This window comes from Streptomyces sp. NBC_00016, assembly GCF_045040885.1.
Lineage (GTDB): Bacteria > Actinomycetota > Actinomycetes > Streptomycetales > Streptomycetaceae > Streptomyces > Streptomyces coriariae.
In genome coordinates, this window is record NZ_CP108304.1 from 2,296,060 (window position 1) to 2,316,657 (window position 20,598).

The 20,598-nt window shown below is 71.9% G+C and carries 15 protein-coding genes; 3 read left to right on the top strand and 12 right to left on the bottom strand.

Annotated elements, in window-relative coordinates:
- Positions 1–35: 35 nt before the first annotated feature.
- Positions 36–893, bottom strand: coding sequence for an inositol monophosphatase family protein (locus OG933_RS10230; protein WP_362523095.1), 858 nt, complete (start codon positions 891–893; stop codon positions 36–38).
- Positions 894–1,067: 174 nt separating this feature from the next.
- Positions 1,068–2,894 (bottom strand): gamma-glutamyltransferase family protein, encoded by a 1,827-nt coding sequence (locus tag OG933_RS10235; RefSeq protein ID WP_405626612.1) that lies wholly within the window; start codon positions 2,892–2,894, stop codon positions 1,068–1,070.
- 408 nt (positions 2,895–3,302) lie between these two features.
- On the opposite strand from OG933_RS10235, the gene OG933_RS10240 reads away from it, so the two are divergent.
- Positions 3,303–3,971: a hypothetical protein gene (locus tag OG933_RS10240; protein ID WP_362523099.1), complete on the top strand. Its 669-nt coding sequence runs from the start codon at positions 3,303–3,305 to the stop codon at positions 3,969–3,971.
- An 85-nt stretch (positions 3,972–4,056) separates the two neighbouring features.
- Here the strand turns inward: OG933_RS10240 and OG933_RS10245 are convergent, their stop codons facing one another.
- From OG933_RS10245 to OG933_RS10285, 9 genes are all read right to left on the bottom strand, one after another.
- The gene (locus tag OG933_RS10245; RefSeq protein WP_020125518.1) at positions 4,057–5,595 is read right to left on the bottom strand and encodes an NCS1 family nucleobase:cation symporter-1; all 1,539 of its coding nucleotides are present in this window, start codon (positions 5,593–5,595) and stop codon (positions 4,057–4,059) included.
- 200 nt (positions 5,596–5,795) lie between these two features.
- Positions 5,796–6,815: a TIGR03842 family LLM class F420-dependent oxidoreductase gene (locus OG933_RS10250; protein WP_142266854.1), complete on the bottom strand. Its 1,020-nt coding sequence runs from the start codon at positions 6,813–6,815 to the stop codon at positions 5,796–5,798.
- A gap of 11 nt (positions 6,816–6,826) precedes the next feature.
- Entirely contained in the window at positions 6,827–8,230 is a 1,404-nt protein-coding gene (hydA, locus tag OG933_RS10255) for a dihydropyrimidinase (protein WP_054243087.1), read from the bottom strand.
- A gap of 124 nt (positions 8,231–8,354) precedes the next feature.
- Complete coding sequence (locus OG933_RS10260) at positions 8,355–9,197, bottom strand: nitrilase-related carbon-nitrogen hydrolase (RefSeq protein ID WP_054243088.1); 843 nt, start codon at positions 9,195–9,197, stop codon at positions 8,355–8,357.
- A 181-nt stretch (positions 9,198–9,378) separates the two neighbouring features.
- Positions 9,379–10,962 carry a PucR family transcriptional regulator gene (locus OG933_RS10265; RefSeq protein WP_405626615.1) on the bottom strand — a complete coding sequence of 528 codons (1,584 nt, stop codon included), beginning with the start codon at positions 10,960–10,962 and terminating at the stop codon, positions 9,379–9,381.
- Between the two features lie 29 nt (positions 10,963–10,991).
- Positions 10,992–12,275, bottom strand: a complete 1,284-nt coding sequence (locus OG933_RS10270) for an aspartate aminotransferase family protein (protein WP_405626616.1) — start codon at positions 12,273–12,275, stop codon at positions 10,992–10,994.
- Positions 12,272–13,114 (bottom strand): nitrilase-related carbon-nitrogen hydrolase, encoded by an 843-nt coding sequence (locus OG933_RS10275; protein WP_362523107.1) that lies wholly within the window; start codon positions 13,112–13,114, stop codon positions 12,272–12,274. Before OG933_RS10275 ends, OG933_RS10270 begins: the two co-directional genes overlap by 4 nt.
- Positions 13,115–13,294: 180 nt before the next feature.
- Complete coding sequence (locus OG933_RS10280; protein WP_362523109.1) at positions 13,295–14,824, bottom strand: hypothetical protein; 1,530 nt, start codon at positions 14,822–14,824, stop codon at positions 13,295–13,297.
- Positions 14,825–14,965: 141 nt separating this feature from the next.
- Entirely contained in the window at positions 14,966–15,217 is a 252-nt protein-coding gene (locus tag OG933_RS10285; protein WP_405626618.1) for a helix-turn-helix domain-containing protein, read from the bottom strand.
- Positions 15,218–15,249: 32 nt separating this feature from the next.
- Here OG933_RS10285 and map point away from each other — a divergent pair, with 32 nt between their 5' ends.
- Entirely contained in the window at positions 15,250–16,020 is a 771-nt protein-coding gene (map, locus tag OG933_RS10290) for a type I methionyl aminopeptidase (RefSeq protein WP_267021457.1), read from the top strand.
- Between the two features lie 468 nt (positions 16,021–16,488).
- The gene (locus tag OG933_RS10295; protein ID WP_362523112.1) at positions 16,489–19,044 is read left to right on the top strand and encodes an ATP-dependent Clp protease ATP-binding subunit; all 2,556 of its coding nucleotides are present in this window, start codon (positions 16,489–16,491) and stop codon (positions 19,042–19,044) included.
- A 111-nt stretch (positions 19,045–19,155) separates the two neighbouring features.
- Here the strand turns inward: OG933_RS10295 and OG933_RS10300 are convergent, their stop codons facing one another.
- Positions 19,156–19,638, bottom strand: a complete 483-nt coding sequence (locus tag OG933_RS10300) for a hypothetical protein (protein WP_405626621.1) — start codon at positions 19,636–19,638, stop codon at positions 19,156–19,158.
- Between the last annotated feature and the right edge of the window lie 960 nt (positions 19,639–20,598).

Consider the following 20,598-nt stretch of genomic DNA (forward strand, 5'->3'; position numbering starts at 1 on the left):
TCGCGTTCCCGGAACGGGAGCCTCCCCGGCCCGCCTCACCTCGACCGGGGCCCGGCGCCCGACAGCAGTCCCGCCACGCGACGGGCCGTCGCCGCGTCCCGGGCGGCCGTGAAGGGCAGGGAGTTGCCGCCCGTGACCCGGAACGGGCCGCCGTCCAGGGTGAGATGGGCACCGCCCGCCTCCTCCACCAGCAGCAGGCCGGCCGCGTGGTCCCAGGCCGCCTCCCAGGAGAATGCCGTGGCGTCCAACTCGCCCCGGGCTATGGCGAGATACTCGAGCCCGGCCGATCCGCAAGCGCGCGGTGCGACCCCGTCCGTCCAGAGCCCCAGCAGGGCACTCTTCTGCTCGTCGGTCGTGTAGTCGGGGTGGGAGGTGGCCACCACCAGGTCGCGGCCCGGCTCGGGCGGGCCGGCGAACAGTCGCTCGCCGTCCAGGAAGGCGCCGCCGCCGCGGACGGCCGTGGCCAGCTGGTCGCGGGCCGGGGCGTAGGTCCAGGAGGCGAGCAGGACGCCGTGCCGGACGAGCGCGACGAGGGTGCAGAAGCCGTCGTCGCCGTGCACGAACTGCCGTGTTCCGTCGACGGGGTCGACGATCCAGACCGGCGCGTCGCCCTGTATCGCCTCGTACGTGGCCGGGTTGGCGTGCACGGCCTCCTCGCCGACGACGACCGAGCCGGGCAGCAGGGCGCCGAGGGCCCGTGTGAGGTAGAGCTCCGCATTGCGGTCGGCGTCCGTCACCAGATCGTGCGGTCCGCTCTTCTGGTCGACCTCGTGCGCGCCGAGCTGCCGGAAGCGGGGCATGATCTCGGCCGCGGCGGCCTTGCGGACCGCTTCCTCCACGTCGGCGGAGTGGCGGGCGAGAAACTCGTCGATGGTTTCCGTGTCTTCGATCATGCCTCCATGAGAGCACGCCCCACTGACAATCCCCACCTGCCCGGTGCATCCCGGGTGGAATCGGGATGAAGAACAGGAACGCTTCCCTCCGCTCCCCCGCATGAGCGACGCCCCGCACGCGCGCGTGAGCGACCCGCCCCGCACACGTGCCGACGACCCGAGCCGCGCCCGGCGTCAGCGACCCACCGCGTATCCCTGCATCCCGCGCGGGTTCGCGGCCGCGAGCAGGATCCCGGTCTCCGGGTCGCGGGCGACCGCGCACAGCCGGCCCTCGGACCACGGGTCGCCCAGGGTCACGTCATGGCCGCGTCGCCGCAGCTCCTCCACCACCCCGGCCGGCATCCGGGACTCCACGGTGACGCTGCCCGGCCGCATGCCGCGCGGGTAGAAGGAGCCGGGGAAGGCGTCGTTGTGCCAGTTCGGGGCGTCGATCGCGCCCTGGAGGTCGAGACCGCCGCGCACCCGCGCGCGCAGCGCGACGGCCAGCAGGAAGTGCAGCTGCCACTGGTCCTGCTGGTCGCCGCCGGGTGTGCCGAACGCCAGCACCGGCACCCCGTCGCGCAGCGCGATCGAGGGGGTGAGGGTGGTGCGGGGGCGGCGGCCGGGCGTCAGCGAGTTCGGCAGACCCTCCTCCAGCCAGGTCATCTGGAGCCGGGTGCCGAGCGGGAAGCCCAGCTCGGGCACGACCGGGTTGGACTGCAGCCAGCCGCCGCTGGGCGTGGCGGCGACCATGTTGCCCCAGCGGTCGACGACGTCGAGGTGGCAGGTGTCGCCCCGGGTGGCACCCTCGGCGCCCACCTCCGGTTCGCCCGGCACGGGGGACGTGGTGCCCTTGGCGACCGTCGGCTCGCCGGCGCCCATGGGGCTGAAGGCGGGGTCGTCGGTGGCGACCACGTACGCGTGCGTGCTCAGCCGCGGGGTACGGCCGCCGGGGCTGCCGGGTCGCAGCTCGTACGACGCCTTGTCGCCGATCAGCCGCCGCCGCTCCGCGTTGTAGCCGGCGGCGAGCAGCTCGCCCAGCGGGACCTCGGCCGCGTCGCCGTACCAGGCCTCGCGGTCGGCCATGGCCAGCTTGCAGCCCTCGATCAGGAGATGGACGTAGTCGGCGGAGCCGTACGCGGGCAGCTCCGGCGGGAGCAGGGCGAGCTGCTGGAGGAAGGCCGGGCCCTGGCTCCAGGGGCCTGCCTTGCACACCGTCCAGCCGTTCCAGTCGTACGTCGCCGGCGCCTCGTAGGAGGCGGACCAGGCGGCGAGATCGGCGGCCGTGAGCGTGCCGGTGTGGCGCTCCCCGCTGGTGTCCAGGGTGGGCCGGGCCGCCTGCCGGACGAGGGCCTCGGCGACGAACCCGGTCCGCCACACCTCTCGCGCGGCCTCGATCCGCGCCTCCCGGTCGCCCGCCCCGGCGGTCTCGGCGAGCAGTCGCCTCCAGGTGCCGGCGAGGGCGGGGTTGCGCAGCAGCGCGCCCGGGCGCGGCGGCTTCCCGCCCGGCAGGTACACCTCCGCCGACGAGGTCCACTCCGTCTCGAACAGCTCCCGTACGGTCTCCACGGTCGCGCCGACGTTCTCCACGGGCGCGTGCCCGTGTTCGGCGTAGCCGATGGCGTACTTCAGCACCTCGTCGAGGGACTTGGTGCCGTGGTCGCGCAGGAGGAGCATCCAGGCGTCGAACGCGCCGGGCACGGCCGCGGCCAGCGGTCCGGTGCCGGGTACGAGGTCCAGGCCGAGTGCCCGGTAGTGGGCGACGGTCGCGCCCGCCGGCGCCACTCCCTGCCCGCACAGCACGCGCACCTCGCCGCCGGCCGGGGCGAGCAGGATGGGCACCTCGCCCGCGGGCCCGTTGAGATGCGGTTCGACGACATGCAGCACGAAGGCCCCGGCCACGGCGGCGTCGTAGGCGTTGCCACCGCCCTCGAGGACGGCCATCGCCGACTGCGAGGCCAGCCAGTGCGTGGACGACACCATGCCGAAGGTGCCCTGGAGGGTGGGGCGGGTGGTGAACACGGGGGCTCCTCACTGCGCTGCGGCCGTTCCCGGGATCGTACGTACCCACCCGCCGGGCCCCCGCACCCGTCCCGCGCCCCACGAAGAAGCCCCATGAAGAGGCCGCGTGAGGAAGCCGTACAAGAGGAAGCCGTACAAGGGGGGTCGTACAAGGAAGCCGTACAAGACGGCCGTACGAGACGGCCACAAGAAGGTGTCGCATGAGGGTGTCGCCCGAAGGCGTCTCGTGAAGGCGTCTCGTGAAGATGTCTCATGAAGGGCCGTGATGTCCCGGTTGGGCCGGGCCCCTTCGTCACCGCGCAGCCACGGAGCGAGTTCACACTTCCGCCCCACAGGGAGTCGTGTGACACTGGCGTCCACTGTCCGCACTGCGGACTCCGTCCGCACCGTCCCCCACGAAAGTGCGCCGTGCGCTCACTCCCACTGCCGCTCGCCCTCACCGCGCGCCTGACCCCTGTGGTCGTGCTCGCCTGCGCGGGCTGGGCGATGTCGTCCGGCCCGCTCACCGAAAAGCAGGACACCGCGGCCAAGGACACGCAGAAGACCCAGTCCGAGAAGGCGTCCGGCCCCTCCTCCACGGCCGTGTCCAAGACGTACGCCGCCGCGCCCGCCCCGTGCACCGGCATCGCCGCGAAGACGGTCACCGCACTCGTGCCGGGCGCCAAGACGGCGGGCAAGGAGATCCCCTCCACGGACACCGATCTGCGCCGGACCTGCTCCTGGAACGCGCTCAAGGGCTACGACTACCGCTGGCTCGACGTCTCCTTCGAGATCACGGAGTCGGACGACGCGGCACAGACGTCGTACAAGGAGCGGACCGGCGAGAAGAGCGGCGGCGGCGCGGTCCCGGGGCTCGGCGACGAGGCCTATTCGGTGGTGAACCTCACGACCGAGGACAAGCAGCAGACCCGTGAGGGCGTCGTCATCGCCCGGGTGTCCAACGCGCTGGTGATCGTCAACTACAACGGCAGCGACTTCGAGACGAAGAAGGCGCCCAGCACCGACGAGATCAACAAGGGTGCGATCAAGGCCGCGAAGGAAGTGGTGGCCGCCCTGTCGAACGGCCAGAAGAGCTGAGCGCTCCCGCCGCGCACCGCACGGACCGGGACACGCCACGGCCGGAGGAGCACACTCGCTCCTCCGGCCGTTCTCGCGCCACACGTCAGACGGCGTCCGCGTGCTCCTCCTGCCGTGCGGGCAGCAGCAGCATCAGGGCCAGGTACAGCACCATCGAGGTGCCGAGCCCGACCGCCCAGCCGTAGTCGGCGAGGGATTCCAGCGCCGGGATCGGCCGTCCGTCGACCAGCGGCTTGAAGCTGGCGCCGCCGACGGCGAGCACTCCGCCGGTCACGAAGGCCACCACGGCCCGCCAGTTCCAACCGCCGTCGTACCAGTAACGGCCGCCCGTGCGGTACAGATCGGCCAGGTCGAGCTTGCCGCGGCGCAGGATCCAGTAGTCGGCGATGAGGATGCCGGCGACCGTGCCCAGCAGACCGCCGACCAGTCCGAGCCAGGTGAAGATGTAGCCCTGCGGGTCGGAGTACAGCTTCCACGGGAAGATCAGCACCCCGAGGACACAGGTGGCGAGGGCGCCGGTACGGAAACTGATCTTCCGGGGCGCGATGTTGGAGAAGTCGAAGGCCGGCGAGACCAGGTTGGCCGCGACGTTCACGGACAGGGTCGCCACCAGCACCGTCACCAGCGCGAACAGCAGACCGAAGACGTTGTCGGTCTTGGCGGCGAGCTGTACCGGATCCCAGATCGTCTCGCCGTACACCGCCTGCGAACCGGAGGTGACCATCACCGACAGCAGCGCGAACAGCGTCATGGTGGTGGGCAGGCCGAGCGCCTGTCCCCAGGTCTGCGCTTTCTGCGACTTTCCGTACCGTGTGAAGTCCGGGATGTTCAGCGACAGCGTCGACCAGAAACCGATCATGCCCATCAGGGACGGCCAGAACAGCTTCCAGAAGTCGGCGCCCCAGCCGAGCTTGGACGGCTGGTCGAGCAACGGGCCGAAACCGCCTGCCTTGTTGCTCATCCAGATCAGCATCACCAGCGCGCCGACCAGGACGAAGGGCGCCGCCCAGTTCTCGAAGCGCCGGATCGTCTCCATGCCCCGGTAGATGATCGCGACCTGGATCGCCCAGAAGATCGCGAACGACAGCCACATCGTCCAGGCGTAGCCGCCGATCTCACCGGCGTCGCTCCAGCCGTTTCCGATCAGTTTCCCGGCGAGGAAGTAGATCGCCTCGCCGCCGATCCAGGTCTGGATGCCGAACCAGCCGCAGGCCACCAACGCCCGTACGACGGCAGGCAGGTTGGCGCCGCGGATACCGAAGGAGGCGCGGGCGAAGACCGGGAACGGGATCCCGTACTTCGGCCCCGCGTGCCCGGTGAGCAGCATCGGGACCAGCACGATGACGTTGGCCAGGGCGATGGTGAGCACCGCCTGCTTCCAGTCCATGCCGACGGCGATCAGACCGGAGGCGAGCGTCCACGACGCCGTGTTGTGGGCCATGCCGACCCACAGCGCGGAGAAGTTGTACGTGGTCCAGGTGCGCTTCTCCACGGGGACCGGAAGCAGGTCCTCGTTGGCGTAGGGGCCGCTGGGCTGCGGCGAACCAGGGGCGATCTCCACCCGGCCGTCGGCGAGGGTGACTTGAGAAGTCGGCGGTATGGCCGTGGGAGCGGTGTCGGTCATGGGCAGGCCAATCAAACGAGGGGCGGATCCGGAAAGGCCGTGCGGGCTCCGGCCCCCTCCTCCGGGACGTCGGAGGAGGGGAGAACTGGAGTGGGGGGATGGGGAGTTGAGCGGTTACTACGGTTTGTGGTTCTGCGACGCCGTACGGCGCTCCGTGCGTCTTGCGACGGTCGGTGCACCGTACGGCGGTCGGTGCGCGGTCAGCCGTTGACGGCCGGGATCACCCTCGCCCCGTAGGCGTCGATGGTGGCCTCCTGGGCGTCGTGCATGTCGTAGACCGCGAACTGGTCCACGCCCAGCGCGCGCAGCGCCTCGAGCTTCTCGATGTGCTTCTCGACCGGTCCGACGATGCAGAACCGGTCGACGATCTCGTCGGGCACGAACGCGGTGTCGGGGTTGTCGGCCCGCCCGTGGTGCGAGTAGTCGTACCCCTCACGGGACTTGATGTAGTCGGTCAGTTCGTCCGGTACGGCGGCGGAGTGCTCGCCGTACTTGGACACGAGGTCGGCGACGTGGTTGCCGACCATCCCGCCGAACCAGCGGCACTGCTCACGCGCGTGGGCGAGCGCCTCGGGCGAGTCGTCCTCGGTGACGTACGCCGGGGCGGCGACGCAGATCTTCACCTCGGCGGGGTCACGGCCGGCGGCGACGGCGGCGTCCTTGACGGCCTTCACCATGTACTCGGTGAGGTAGAGGTCGGCGAGCTGGAGGATGAAGCCGTCGGCCTCCTCGCCGGTCATCTTCAGTGCCTTGGGACCGTACGCGGCCATCCATACGGGGAGCTGGGCATCCTCCTTGATCCACGGGAACTTGACGACCGTGCCGCCGAGGTCCGCCTCCTGGCCCGAGCCGAGCGCCCTGATGACCTTCATGGCCGCACTGATCCGGGCGAGGGTGTTCGGGGCACGGCCCGCGACGCGCATCGCGGAGTCGCCGCGGCCGATGCCGCACACGGTGCGGTTGCCGAACATGTCGTTGAGGGTGGCGAAGGTGGAGGCGGTGACCTCCCAGGTGCGGGTGCCCGGGTTGGTCACCATCGGGCCCACCGTCAGCCTGCTGGTGTTCGCCAGGATCTGGCTGTAGATCACAAACGGTTCCTGCCAGAGCACGGCGGAGTCGAAGGTCCAGCCGTACGTGAAGCCGTTGCCCTCGGCGCGCTTCATCAGCTCGACGACCTTCGAGGCCGGCGGGTCGGTCTGCAGGACGAGTCCGAAGTCCATGTGCGCTGCTCCTAGTTGAGGTACTGACAGGTGGAGCGCGGGGTGTAGGCGCCGTGACCGGCGTGTCCGGTGTACTCCCGCTCGGTGATGACGAGTTCGCCCCGCGACAGGACCGTCTCGACGCGGCCGGTGAGCCGCTTGCCCTCGTAGGCCGAGTAGTCGACGTTCATGTGGTGCGTGTCAGCGGAGATGATCTGCTCGGCGTGCGGGTCGTAGATCACGACGTCGGCGTCGGCGCCCGGGGCGATGGTGCCCTTCTTCGGGTACATGCCGAACATGCGGGCCGGGGTGGCGCAGGCGATCTCGATCCAGCGGCGGCGGCTGATGTGCCCGTCGACGACGGCCTGGTGCAGCAGGTCCATCCGGTTCTCGACCCCCGGCAGACCGTTGGGGATCTTCGAGAAGTCGCCCCGGCCGAGCTCCTTCTGGCCCACGAAGCAGAAGGGGCAGTGGTCGGTGGAGACGACCTGCAGGTCGTTGGTCCGCAGGCCCTGCCACAGCTTGGCCTGGTGCTCCTTGGGCCGCAGCGGGGTCGAGCACACGTACTTCGAGCCCTCGAAATCGGGTTCCGCGAGGTTGTCCGTCGACAGGAACAGGTACTGCGGACAGGTCTCGCCGAAGACGTTGAGCCCCTCGTCGCGCGCCCGGGCCAGTTCCGCAACCGCTTCCATCGCCGATACATGCACCACGTACAGCGGAGCACCCGCGACCTGCGCGAGTTTGATGGCGCGGTGGGTGGCCTCGGCCTCGAGGAGGGCCTTGCGGACCTCGCCGTGGTACCTCGGATCGGTCTCGCCGCGGGCCAGCGCCTGCTCGACCAGGACGTCGATGGCGATACCGTTTTCCGCGTGCATCATGATCAGTCCGCCGTTCTCGGCGGAGCGCTGCATGGCGCGCAGGATCTGACCGTCGTCGCTGTAGAAGACGCCGGGGTAGGCCATGAACTGCTTGAAGGAGGTGACGCCCTCCTCCACCAGCAGGTCCATCTCCTTCAGCGTGTCCTGGTTGACGTCGGAGACGATCATGTGGAAGCCGTAGTCGATGGCGCAGTTGCCCTCGGCCTTCGCGTGCCAGGCGTCCAGCCCGTCGCGCAGGCTGCGTCCGACGCTCTGCACGGCGAAGTCGACGATGGTCGTCGTGCCGCCCCAGGCGGCCGCCCGGGTGCCGGTCTCGAAGGTGTCGGAGGCGAAGGTGCCGCCGAACGGCAGCTCCATGTGGGTGTGGACGTCGACTCCGCCCGGGATCACGTACTTCCCGGTGGCGTCGATGACCCTCTCGGCGGTCCAGGCCTCGGCGGCCGTGGTACCGGAGGCGGCGAGGGCGGCGATACGGCCGTCCTCGATCAGGACGTCGGCGTGGATCTCGTCGGACGCGGTGACGACGAGGCCGCCGCGGATGACGGTACGGGTGCTCATACGTGGACGCTCCGCTGGATTGTGGTCGTGACGTGCGGGTCGTTCGAGGCCGGTCGCGCCCCGCGGCGGAGCCGCACACGGACGCTGCCCCGCGCCCCGGACGGGGACGCGGGGGCCTCGGGTCTTACGGTGCGGTCAGCGGGCCGTAGGCCTCCGGGCGACGGTCCCGGTAGAACTGCCAGCGGTCGCGGACCTCGCGCAGCTTGGCCATGTCGAGGTCGCGGACGACGAGTTCGCTCTCCTTGTCGCTCGCCACCTCGCCGACGAACTGGGCCTCCGGGTCCACGAAGTACGAGGTCCCGTAGAAGTCGTTGTCGCCGAGTTCCTCGACACCGACCCGGTTGATCGCGCCGACGAAGTACTCGTTGGCGACGGCCGCCGCCGGCTGCTCCAGCTGCCACAGGTACGCGGACAGACCACGCGAGGTCGCCGACGGGTTGAAGACGATCTCGGCGCCCTCCAGCCCCAGCGCGCGCCAGCCCTCCGGGAAGTGGCGGTCGTAGCAGATGTAGACGCCGACCTTGCCGACGGCCGTCTCGAAGACGGGCCAGCCCACGTTCCCGGGGCGGAAGTAGAACTTCTCCCAGAAACCCTTTACCTGCGGGATGTGGTGTTTGCGGTACTTGCCGAGGTACGAGCCGTCCGCGTCGATCACGGCGGCGGTGTTGTAGAGGACGCCCGGCTGCTCCTCCTCGTACATCGGCAGCACCAGGACGATGCCGTGCTCCTTGGCGAGCGCCTGGAAACGCTTGACGATCGGGCCGTCGGGGATCTGCTCGGCGTACTCGTAGAACTGCGGGTCCTGGACCTGGCAGAAGTACGGTCCGTAGAACAGCTCCTGGAAACACAGGACCTGAGCACCCTGCGCGGCCGCGTCGCGGACCGCCTGCTCGTGGACCTGGATCATCGATTCCTTGTCGCCGGTCCAGGCCGTCTGGAAGACGGCGGCACGGATCACTCTGCTCATCGGGACCTCCGGTCGCTCGGTGTACGAGGAGCCTAGGAAGCCGGCGAGCCTGCTTTGAGTTGCACGGTGTCACGCCTGCGGGCGTCCGGCGTGCCACCGTGTCACGTCTTTCCGGGCCCATGTTTCACCACCGTTTTCCCTGGTCGTTCCATGTTTCCTGGCTGTTGCCGGCCGTCCGCGGTCAGCCCTGTTGCGCGTCGTGCGCGAGAAGCGCGATGTGCACCGAGGCGGCCTGTTCGAAGTCGTCGAGGTCCACGCCCAGCCGTCCCTCTATCGCCTCCAGCCTGCGGTACAGCGCGGGACGCGAGACGTGGTGGAGCTGGGCGGTGCGGGACTTGTTGCGGCCGGTGGCCAGGTACGTCCGCAGGACGGCGAGCAGGTCGTCCCCGGCCGCGCACAGCAGCCCGTCCAGCTCCCGCTCGGCGAAGGACTGCACATGCGGGTCGTCCCGCAGCAGCCGGACCAGGCCGCGCAGATGGACGTCCTTGAGGCGGACGACGGCCGGGAGGTCGAGGGCGGCCGAGGAGTCGGCCACGGCGTCCGCGACATGCTGGGCCTCGCGCAGCCCGGCGGACACGTCGTCCCAGACGATGCGCGGGGCGGCCGCCGCGACGACCGTACGGCTCTCCCCCGACTCGGTCCGCAGCCGGGCGGCGAAGTGCGCGGTGAGCGCCTGGGCGTCCTGGTCGCGGGCGAGGCTGAGCAGCACGGCGGTGGCCCCGTCGGCGAGCTCGGCGACCAACCCGGGCATGCCCAACAGGCGCAGCATGCGCTCCAGTTGGGCGGCGTCGCCGTCACGGACGACCAGGGGGACGAAGGTGCGCCGGTTGACGGGGAGCCCGGCCGCCCGGGCCCGGGGCAGCAGTTGCCGGGCCGGCACGACACCGGAGACCAGGTCGGTGAGCAGGCTCTGCGCGGACTGTTCCTCCCAGGTGTGGGCGGAGGTGCCGCCGAGCATGCGGTGCAGGACGAGGGCCTCGGCGGCCCGGTCGGCGAGGAGCCGTCCGCCGGCGGTGTCGCCGCGGTGGCCGCAGAGCATGATCTGTCCCCAGCGTTCGCCGCGTCCGCCCAGCTCGGCGCGGATCCAGCCGTCGCCCTCGCTGCCGCCGGCCTGGCGGGCGATGCGCTCCCAGTCCCGCAGCACGTCGTCGACCGCCGACCGCTCCCCCGCCGTCGCCAGCACCCGGTGGGCGAGGTTGGTGACGACCACGGGACAGGCGGCGTGCTGGGCGACCTCGTCGAGCAGCAGCTGAAGCGGGGCGCCCGCGGTGATCAGAGCGGTCAGGGCGGTCCGTACGGCCTCCGACAGGCTGACGGCGGCGAACTTCCGCTGGACCAGCCGGGACTGGACCACCTCCGTCAACTCGGCGAAGGGGAAGGGCCGGTGGAGCACGACCATCGGGAGCCCGCACCGCTCGGCGGCGCGCCGCATCACGTCCGGCGGGGCGGGGAACGCCCGTCCCAGTCCCAGCACCACGGCGGCGGCCTCCGCGCGGTGCAGCGACTGGATGTACTCGGTCTGCGCGTTCTCGTCGCCGGCGAGCAGCACTCCGGTGGTGAGGACCATCTCCCCGCCGCTGAGCATCACGCCGACGTCCGCGGCCTCGGCGACGTGCACCCAGCGCACCGGCCGGTCGAGCTGGCCCGCGCCGGCCACCACCTCGGGTTCCCCGGCCAGCACCCTTTCCAGGGCCAGGACCTGACGGACCGACAGGGCGGGTTCCAGGGGCTCTACGGGCCCCCAGGGCTCCAGGGTGATGGTCATGGCGTTGTGTTCCCTTGCTCAGGCCTGCGCTACTGCGTGCTCCTCAGGGCGCCTTCGAGGATCGCGGCGCCCTCCTCGGCCTCCGCGACGGTGAGGGACAGCGGCGGGGCGACCCGCAGGGCGCTGGTGTCGTGGCCGCCGCCCTTGCCGATCAGCAGCCCGTCGGCGCGGGCCGCCTCCAGCACGGCGGCCGCCCGGTCCGGGTCCGCCAGGTCGGTGCCGGGTTTCGTCAGCTCGACGCCGATCATCAGCCCGCGCCCGCGTACCTCCCGTACCCCGGGGTCCTGGGCGGCGACGGCCCGCAGCCGCTCGATCAGCAGGCCGCCGACCCGCCGGGCGTTGCCCTGGAGGTCGTGTTCCAGCAGGTAGGAGAGGTTGGCGAGGCCGGCCGCCATGGTGACCTGGGTGCCGCCGAAGGTGGAGATGCTGTTGGCGTCCAGGCAGTTCATGATCTCGGAGCGGGCGATGACGCCGCCGATGGACATGCCGTTGCCGATGCCCTTGGCGAAGGTGACGATGTCCGGCGGTCCGCTGCGGCCGTGCGCCTGCCAGCCCCAGAAGTGCTCGCCGGTGCGGCCCCAGCCGGTCTGCACCTCGTCGGCGATCCACAGGATCCCGTATGCGTTCAGCACTTCACGGAATGCGGCATACAGTCCGTCCGGCGGCGAGGTGAACCCGCCGACCCCCTGGATGGGCTCGGCGATCAGGGCAGCGGGCGGGCGGGTGTGACCGAGCAGGTCCTTCAGGTCCTCGACGCAGGCCTCGATGAACTCGGCGTCGCCGAGACCGGCGAACGGGCCGCGTCCGCGTACCCCGCCGTGCACGTAGAGCGTCTGGAGCGGGGACAGCGAGGTCGGCGACCAGCCGCGGTTGCCGGTGATGCCGACCGCGCTGAAGGAGCGGCCGTGGTAACTGTTGCGCATCGCGAGAACGGTGTTGCTGCGCCGGTGGGTGGTGGCGAGCAGCAGCGCCGTGTCGTTGGCCTCGGTGCCCGAGGTGGTGAAGAAGACGCGGGCGTCGGGGATGCCGCTGACGTGGGCGATGCGCTCGGCGAGGTCGACCATGGGCCGGTTGAGGTAGAGCGTCGAGGAGTGGTTGATCCGCCCGGCCTGCTCGCTCACCGCCTTGGTGACCTCGGGCAGCGCGTGCGCGGTCATGGTGGTGAGGATGCCGCCGAAGAAGTCGAGGTACTTGTTGCCCTCGGCGTCCCAGACGTGCCGGCCCTCGCCGTGGGTGATCTCCAGCGGGTCCTCGTAGTAGAGGGCGAGCCAGTCCGGCAGGACCTTCCGGTGGCGGGCGTGGAGGTCGCTCACGGCTGCACCAGCCCGTCGTAGGCGTCGGGACGGCGGTCGCGGTAGAAGGCCCACTGCTGCCGGACCTCCTCGACCAGGTCGAAGTCGAGGTCGCGGACCACGAGTTCCTCGTCCTTGTCGCTCGCGACCTCGCCGACGAACTTCCCGCGCGGGTCGACGAAGTACGACGTCCCGTAGAAGTCGTTGTCCCCGTACTCCTCGACGCCGACCCGGTTGATCGCGGCGACGAAGTACTCGTTGGCGACGGCGGCCGCCGGCTGCTCCAGCTGCCAGAGGTGGGCGGAGAGGCCGCGGTGGGTCGCGGACGGGTTGTAGACCAGCTGGGCGCCGTTGAGACCGAGTTGCCGCCAGCCCTCCGGGAAGTGCCGGTCGTAACAGATGTAGACGCCCACCTTGCCGACGGCCGTGTCGAAGACGGGCCAGCCGATGTTGCCGGGCTTGAAGTAGTACTTCTCCCAGAAACCCTTTACCTGCGGGATGTGGTGTTTCCGGTACTTGCCGAGATAGGAGCCGTCGGCGTCGATCACGGCGGCGGTGTTGTAGTAGAAACCGGACTGCTCGACCTCGAAGACCGGCACGACGACGACCATGCCGGTCTCGCGCGCGAGATCCTGCATACGACGCACGGTCGGCCCGTCGGGGACCGGTTCCGCCCAGCGGTAGTGCTCCGGCTCCTGGACCTGACAGAAGTAGGGAGCGTTGAAGACCTCCTGGAACCCGATGATCTTCGCGCCCCGGCGGGCCGCCTCGCGGGCGTGCTCCTCGTGTTTCGCCACCATGGACTCGGTGTCGCCGGTCCAGGTGGCCTGGACCAGTGCGGCACGTACGACGTTGGCCATGAGCTGCTCCTTCGACGGGACGTCAGAGCCTCTACGCCCGTAGACGAAGGTCGTAGAGGGACGAACGTAAGCCTCCGGGACGGGCTTGCCAAGACCATCGTCGTTAACCCGCCGAGTCGATCGCGTTTCACACTCCGGTGGGTGAGTCGCCGGGCGTACGGCGTAAGGGCGTGGCCCGGGTCAGGCGGTGAAGCCGGCGACCCTGAGGGCGTGCACCAGGTCCCAGTGGCGTTCCTCGGAGACCGTCCGGGCGGCCTCCAGCACAAGGGGGACGAGGGTCTCCGGGGCCGGGGCGACGCTGCGCGCGGCCTCCTCGGGGGTACGGACCCGGACGTAGGCGTCGAGCAGCGCGCCGACCTCGCGTCGCCGGCCCTCCTCGACCAGTCCCAGGACGGCCTGCCCGATCTCGGTGGCCGGCCGGGCGACGCCCTGGCGCAGGATCTGCTCGCCGTCCGCCGTGCGCCCCACCGCGACCAGCGCGTCGGCCGCGGCGACGAGCCGGTCGGCGGGGAGGGAGGCGGCCTCCCACAGCAGGGTGGTCCAGTCGGCGGTGAGCCCGGCGCGCTGGAGTTCGGCCGCGAGCAGCGGGATGCGGGCGGCCGGCCAGTAGGCGAGTTCCACGAGCAGGGCGTGCGCCTCGCCGCTGCGGCCTTCGCCGCGCAGGCGTACCAGCCGTTCGACCGTCTCGACGGTCTCCCGCCGGGCCGCCGTGTCCAGCGGCTCGCGCCGCGGCTCGGACCGCTCGGCCTTCTCGGTGGCGGCCCCGGCGAAGCGGGCGCCGCGCGGGGTGCGGCGCCCGGTCGGGGCGGGCGCGGGCGCCACCGGTTCGGCGGCGGGCGGTACGGCGAGGGAGGCGGCGTCCTCCTCCTCGGCCATACCGGCGAAACGGGCGCTGCCGCGGCGGCGCTTGCGCTGTTTGGGGACGACGGCCGGGGCGGGGGCGGGCGGGTCCTCGTCGGGAGCCGGCCGGGAGGCGGGGGCTTCGGCCGCCTGCGCCGCGGCCTCGGCCTCGTACGTGTCGACCGGCGCTCCGGCCGCGGACCCGGCGACGCCGTACCCGGCAGGAGTGTCGTATCCGGCACGGGCGTCGTATCCGGCGGGAGTGTCGTATCCGGCGGGAGTGTCGTACCGGGCTGCCGTCTCGTGGGCGGGGTCCGCGGCGGCGGTGTGCGGGGCGGGACCGGAGGCCGCGCCCGCCGACGGGAGCCGGTCCGACTCCGCCATCCGGTAGCGGAGTTCGGCGCACCGTGCGGTGGCCCGTTCATGGTCGTCGTGGGCCCAGGCGAGGTCGAGACGGATGGCCTCGGCCTGCTCGTGGGTGGCCGCGGACGGGAGCCTGCGGCCCAGCTCGGCCAGCCGTTCGGCGGCGTAACGCTGTTCGCGGAGCATCACGTCGAGCCGGTCCCCGAGGGCGTCGCGGCCACCGGGCCGGGCGTCGTGGGCGGCGAGGGCGGCGGCGTGCAGGGGCCGGACCCGTTCCGCCTGCTGCGCGGCGACCGCGGTCCCGTACTCGGCGGCGAGGTCCTGGAGCACCGCCTCCACCACGTCCCAGGGCGGCACCTCGCGCCCGTCGAGGCAGGCCTGCATGCCGTCGGGATCGCGTTGCCAGAACACGGCGCACCAGCCGGCGCCCTGATCGAGGCGCGACAGCAGTCCGTTCAGGTAGCTCGCGAACTCCCGTACTTGGCCCGGGAGTTGATCCACAGCCATCGCTCGACTCCCGCCCCGACCGGAACACTCCGGTTCGTAGAAAACACCAACCGTGTTACAGCGCGGCTACAGCCAGTTTTCGAAAACGACGCGACGACCTGTGCGCGATCCCGAACGGGCGCGGACAGCGACCCCAGGGTGTCACGCGGGGGCGGGCACGCACAGCCCCGCCAGGTCGTCCATCGAAAGACCGAGCACGCGGGCGAGCGCGGCGACGGTGAAGAACGCCGGCGTCGGGGCGCGGCCGGTCTCGATCTTGCGAAGGGTCTCGGCGGAGAGGCCGGCGCTCGCCGCGATGTCGGCCATGCTCCGGCCACCGCGGGCCTCGCGCAGCAACAGGCCGAGCCGTTCGCCGCGTTCGCGCTCTTCCGGGGTGAGGGGGGTGCGTACCATGCACCCATTCTAATACCGGTATAGTAATTGGCATGGTGGAGCTCAAGACAGACACATCGATCGAGGCCATGTACGAGGCGGGACAGGTCGTCGCACGAGCGCTGACGGCCGTGCGCGAGGCCGCCGACGTGGGCGTATCCCTGCTGGAACTGGACGAACTGGCACACGACGTGCTGCGGGAGGCGGGGGCGACGTCCCCCTTCCTCGGCTACCGCCCGTCCTTCGCCACGACACCCTTCCCGGCGGTGCTCTGCGCGTCCGTGAACGACGCGATCGTGCACGGGATCCCCACCGGCTACCGGCTGCGCGACGGCGACCTCCTCTCGGCGGACTTCGGCGCCGCGCTGAACGGCTGGGCCGGAGACTCCGCGATCAGCTTCACCGTGGGCACACCGCGCCCGGCGGACGTCCGGCTGATCGAGACCGCCGAGCGGGCCCTCGCGGCCGGTATCGAGGCGGCGGTCGTCGGCAACCGCATCGGCGACATCGCGCACGCGATCGGCACGGTGTGCCGGACGGCGGGCTACGGCATCCCGGAGGGCTTCGGAGGCCACGGCATCGGCCGCCACATGCACGAGGACCCCGCGGTCCCCAACGAGGGCCGCCCGGGCCGGGGTTACCCCCTGCGCCACGGCATGGTCATCGCGATCGAACCGATGCTGATCGCGAGCGGCAAGGACGGGTACCACGAGGCGCCGGACGGCTGGACCCTGTGCACGAACGACGGTTCCCGGGCGGCCCACGCGGAACACACGGTGGCGATCACGGAAAGCGGACCGAGGGTCCTCACCGAGCGCCGGTAGGACCATTCCACGACGGGCGCGGACCGTATCGACCTGCGGCCCGCGCCCGTGGGCGCCACTGCCCACGGACAGCCCACGGCCCCCTGCCCCGGCAGGCGCAGGCCGTACCCGATCCGCCCTGGCGCAGGTCGTACAGGGCGTTGCCGCTCCGCCCCGTGGACGGAACCACCCACGCAAGGACCGCGGCCGGTTCCGCCGACAGGGGCGGGGCCGTAACAATCGGCGTCCCCGCCTCATGGGCGACCGCCCACGCGCCACCCGCGCCCGCCGCCACCGGCACGCGCGGTGCCGTACCGGTCTGCCGCTGCGCCCCGCGGGCGCGACCGCCCACGGACGACGGGGCCGGCCGCCGTGTGGTGGGCGGTCCCAGGACATGCCGCGCCCTGCGGATCGTGCCATCGTGGTGTAGCCCGGGACGGACAGGGCACCCGTCCGCACCGGCAGCGCAAGTCGATCGAACGGAACGCCATGACCAGCGGCTTCTCCAGCCCGGAGGGGTACGGCGACCCCTTCGGCGAGTTCCTGGCCCGCTTCTTCGGCGGGCCCCGCCCCGGCCCCCGCCAGATCAACATCGGCCAGCTCCTCAGCCGGCCCGCGAGGGAGCTCGTGCGCGGCGCGGCCCAGTACGCGGCCGAGCACGGCAGCCGCGACCTGGACACCGAGCATCTCCTGCGCGCGGCCCTCGGCGCGGAGCCGACCCGCACGCTGCTCAGCCGGGCCGGCGCCGACCCCGAGTCCCTCGCGTCGGAGATCGACGAGCGCTCGGGCCCGGTCCAGCACCCGCCGGGCGAGGTGCCACCGCCCACGTCGCTGTCGCTGACCCCGGCCGCCAAACGCGCCCTGCTGGACGCGCACGACCTGGCCCGCTCGCGCGGGGCCGGTTACATCGGCCCGGAGCACGTGCTGAGCGCCCTCGCCTCGAACCCGGACTCCGCGGCCGGGCACATCCTCAACGCGGCCCGCTTCGCCGCCGCGGGCCTGCCGAGCGAGCCCCCGGACACCGCGCAGACGCCCCGCCCCGGCGACCGGCAGCGGCCCACCGGCACACCCACCCTGGACAAGTACGGCACCGATCTCACCGAGCTGGCCCGTCAGGGCCGGATCGACCCGGTGATCGGCCGCGACGACGAGATCGAGCAGACCATCGAGGTGCTCTCCCGGCGCGGCAAGAACAACCCGGTACTGGTCGGCGACGCCGGCGTCGGCAAGACCGCCATCGTGGAGGGACTGGCGCAGCGGATCACGGACGGGGACGTGCCGGACGTCCTCGTCGCGCGGCGCGTGGTCGCCCTGGACCTGACGGCCGTGGTCGCGGGCACCCGCTACCGCGGCGACTTCGAGGAGCGGCTGACCACCATCGTCGACGAGATCCGCGCCCACTCCGACGAGCTGATCGTCTTCATCGACGAGCTGCACACCGTCGTCGGCGCGGGCGGCGGTGGCGAGGGCGGCGGGTCGATGGACGCCGGCAACATCCTCAAGCCGGCCCTGGCCCGCGGCGAGCTGCACATCGTGGGCGCGACGACGCTGGAGGAGTACCGGCGGATCGAGAAGGACGCGGCGCTCGCCCGCCGTTTCCAGCCGATCCTCGTCCCGGAGCCGTCCGTCGCGGACGCGCTGGAGATCCTGCGCGGGCTGCGCGACCGCTACGAGGCCCACCATCAGGTCCGTTACACCGACGAGGCGCTCGTCGCGGCCGTGGAGCTGTCCGACCGCTACCTCACCGACCGCCGCCTGCCCGACAAGGCGATCGACCTGATCGACCAGGCCGGCGCCCGGGTGCGGCTCGGTGCCCGCACCAAGGGCACGGACGTACGGGCGATGGAGCGCGAGGCCGAGGAACTGGCCCGCGACAAGGACCAGGCGGTCGCGGACGAACAGTACGAGCAGGCCACCCGCCTGCGCGACCGCATCGTCGAGCTGAAGCAGCGCATCGCGGACGCGACCGGTGAGGTCACCTCCGACGAGGGCCGGCACCTGGAGGTCACCGCGGAGGCGATCGCCGAGGTGGTGTCCCGGCAGACCGGCATCCCGGTCGCGAGCCTCACCCAGGAGGAGAAGGACCGCCTGCTCGCCCTGGAGGAGCACCTGCACGAGCGGGTCGTGGGCCAGGAGGAGGCCGTACGGGTCGTCGCGGACGCGGTGCTGCGCTCGCGCGCCGGGCTCGCCAGCCCGGACCGGCCGATCGGCAGCTTCCTGTTCCTCGGCCCGACCGGCGTCGGCAAGACCGAACTGGCCCGCGCGCTCGCCGAGTCGCTGTTCGGCAGCGAGGAGCGCATGGTGCGGCTCGACATGAGCGAGTACCAGGAGCGGCACACCGTGAGCCGTCTGGTCGGCGCTCCGCCCGGCTACGTCGGCCACGAGGAGGCCGGGCAGCTGACGGAGACCGTCCGCCGCCACCCCTACTCCCTGCTCCTGCTCGACGAGGTGGAGAAGGCGCACCCGGATGTCTTCAACGTCCTGCTCCAGGTCCTCGACGACGGCCGGCTCACCGACTCCCAGGGGCGCACGGTCGACTTCACCAACACGGTCATCGTGATGACCAGCAACCTGGGTTCGGAGGCGATCACCCGGCGCGGTGCCGGCATCGGCTTCGGATCGGGTGGCGCGGACGCCGACGAGGAGGCGCGGCGCGAACAGATCCTGCGGCCGCTGCGCGAGCACTTCCGGCCGGAGTTCCTCAACCGGATCGACGAGATCGTCGTGTTCCGGCAACTCACGGGTGAGCAACTGCGGCGGATCACCGACCTGTTGCTGCAGCGGACGCGGCAGCTGGTGCAGGCCCGGGGCATCACGGCCGAGTTCACCGACGCGGCCGTCGACTGGCTCGCCGAGCGCGGCTACCAGCCCGAGTACGGCGCCCGTCCGCTGCGCCGCACGATCCAGCGCGAGGTCGACAACCAGCTGTCCCGGCTGCTCCTCGACGGGCGGGTCGAGGAGGGCGACCGGGTGACGGTGGAGGTCGAGGACGGGCGGCTCGCGTTCCGTACACGTACCGGCGAGCCACCCGCCCCTGAGCTGTGAACGCCTCGAAGCGACCGGACGGGCCCGAGTACTTCGACAGGATTTCTCAGGCCACACCCTCAGGCCAGCACGTCAGGCCAGCACGTCAGGCCCGCACGTCAGGCCCGCACGTCAGGCCATCGCCTCCGGCGGAGCCGCGAAGGTGAAGGCATCGAAGCCGGGCGCCGGGCTGTCCCCGTCCGGGGACGCCGAGGCGTCCGCACCCGTGTCCGGGCCCGTCCCGCCCGCGAGGTCGAACGCCACGGCCCCGAAGTCCTGCCCGGCGCAGTAGGGCGTGTCGGCCTGCGCCACCGCGGAGGCCTGCTGATCCGTGGACGTGGCCTGGTCCTGCTGTTGCGGCTGTCCCGGTGCTGCTGAGGGTGGGTCGGCCCGGAACTCGTACTGGTCGGCAGGCAAAGGACCGTCCGGCTGTTGGGGCGTCTGCGTCGACGGCAAAGAGGTGGACGTGGGCTCGCCGATGACCGGGATGCCGTCCACCCGGTCGCCGGTCTCTTCCCGTATCCCCGCGTCCGCGGCGCCGCCGGCGTCGGTCGCGGGCGGCGATGCGGCCGTGGCCGCGTCGGGCACCCCGACGTCCTGACCACCGCCGGACACTTCCTCACCTTCACCGCCGCCCTCGTCGGCTCGTGCGACATGGCCGTGACCGTGGCTCCCGTGGCCGGCCGGAGCAGGCGCTGGAGTCGGCGACCCGGGTGAGGGCGGGGGTGCCGTGCTGTCGTGGGGATCGTGGCCCCCTCCGTGGTGGTGTCCCGGGTGCGGCTGCGAGGAGTCCGAGGCTCCCTTGTCCCACGGATACGGATCCTTGCCGCTCCAGTCGGGCGTGTGGGGCTGGGGCTCGCCCTTCACGGGCGGCAACTTGTCGTGGTGATCGGGTGCTGCGCCCGGCACCTCCGGCAGGCTCTGATGCCCCTGCGTGCCGGAGTGCCCGTGGTCATGTCCCTGCGCGTGCCCGGCACCGGGGTTCCCACCAGGCGAGTCCCCCTGGTGTCCCTGCCCGTGGCCATGGCCGTGCCCGTGCTCGCCGTGCCCGTGCTCGCCGTGCCCGTGCTGGCCGTCCGCAGGTTGCCCGTGCCCGACGTGCTGCCCCGGACCGGCCCCGGCGTCCGGGCCCGTCCCGGCGTCGGCTCCGGCCGTACCGTCGCCACCGCCACCGCCACCGCCACCGCCTCCGCCCCTGTGCCCGTCGCCGCTCTCCGACGGAGTCCGCCCCTGCCCCGGCGGTACCGCGCCGGGCAAACGGGTGCCCCCGGGGATGTGGCCCGGGCTCGGTCCGAACCGGCGTCCTTCCCCGGTCGCCCCCGTGCCGCCGCCACCCCGAGTCGGCGGCCGGCCGGTCCTGCGGAAGATGCGCCAGCGTTCACCCATCGCGCCCACCCCCAACGGCGTACGACACCTTCACCCGCCCGCGATTGTCCCGGGCCCCGGCAGCCCTGTCACCAGGCGCAATCGCGTTCCCCTCGTGCGCTCTCCGTGTGCCTCCGCACGCCCATGGCGGAGCCCTTCGGACGGCGCGACGATGCCGCGTGCGTGAGCCGCACGGCCGCGCGGCAACCT

Coding starts and splice junctions, on each gene's coding strand:
- map (WP_267021457.1), top strand. CDS start 15,250: ATGGTGGAGCTCAAGACAGACACATCGATCGAGGCCATGTACGAGGCG.
- OG933_RS10250 (WP_142266854.1), bottom strand. CDS start 6,815: ATGGACTTCGGACTCGTCCTGCAGACCGACCCGCCGGCCTCGAAGGTC.
- OG933_RS10280 (WP_362523109.1), bottom strand. CDS start 14,824: ATGGCTGTGGATCAACTCCCGGGCCAAGTACGGGAGTTCGCGAGCTAC.
- OG933_RS10275 (WP_362523107.1), bottom strand. CDS start 13,114: ATGGCCAACGTCGTACGTGCCGCACTGGTCCAGGCCACCTGGACCGGC.
- OG933_RS10265 (WP_405626615.1), bottom strand. CDS start 10,962: ATGACCATCACCCTGGAGCCCTGGGGGCCCGTAGAGCCCCTGGAACCC.
- OG933_RS10285 (WP_405626618.1), bottom strand. CDS start 15,217: ATGGTACGCACCCCCCTCACCCCGGAAGAGCGCGAACGCGGCGAACGG.
- hydA (WP_054243087.1), bottom strand. CDS start 8,230: ATGAGCACCCGTACCGTCATCCGCGGCGGCCTCGTCGTCACCGCGTCC.
- OG933_RS10245 (WP_020125518.1), bottom strand. CDS start 5,595: ATGACCGACACCGCTCCCACGGCCATACCGCCGACTTCTCAAGTCACC.
- OG933_RS10230 (WP_362523095.1), bottom strand. CDS start 893: ATGATCGAAGACACGGAAACCATCGACGAGTTTCTCGCCCGCCACTCC.
- OG933_RS10295 (WP_362523112.1), top strand. CDS start 16,489: ATGACCAGCGGCTTCTCCAGCCCGGAGGGGTACGGCGACCCCTTCGGC.
- OG933_RS10260 (WP_054243088.1), bottom strand. CDS start 9,197: ATGAGCAGAGTGATCCGTGCCGCCGTCTTCCAGACGGCCTGGACCGGC.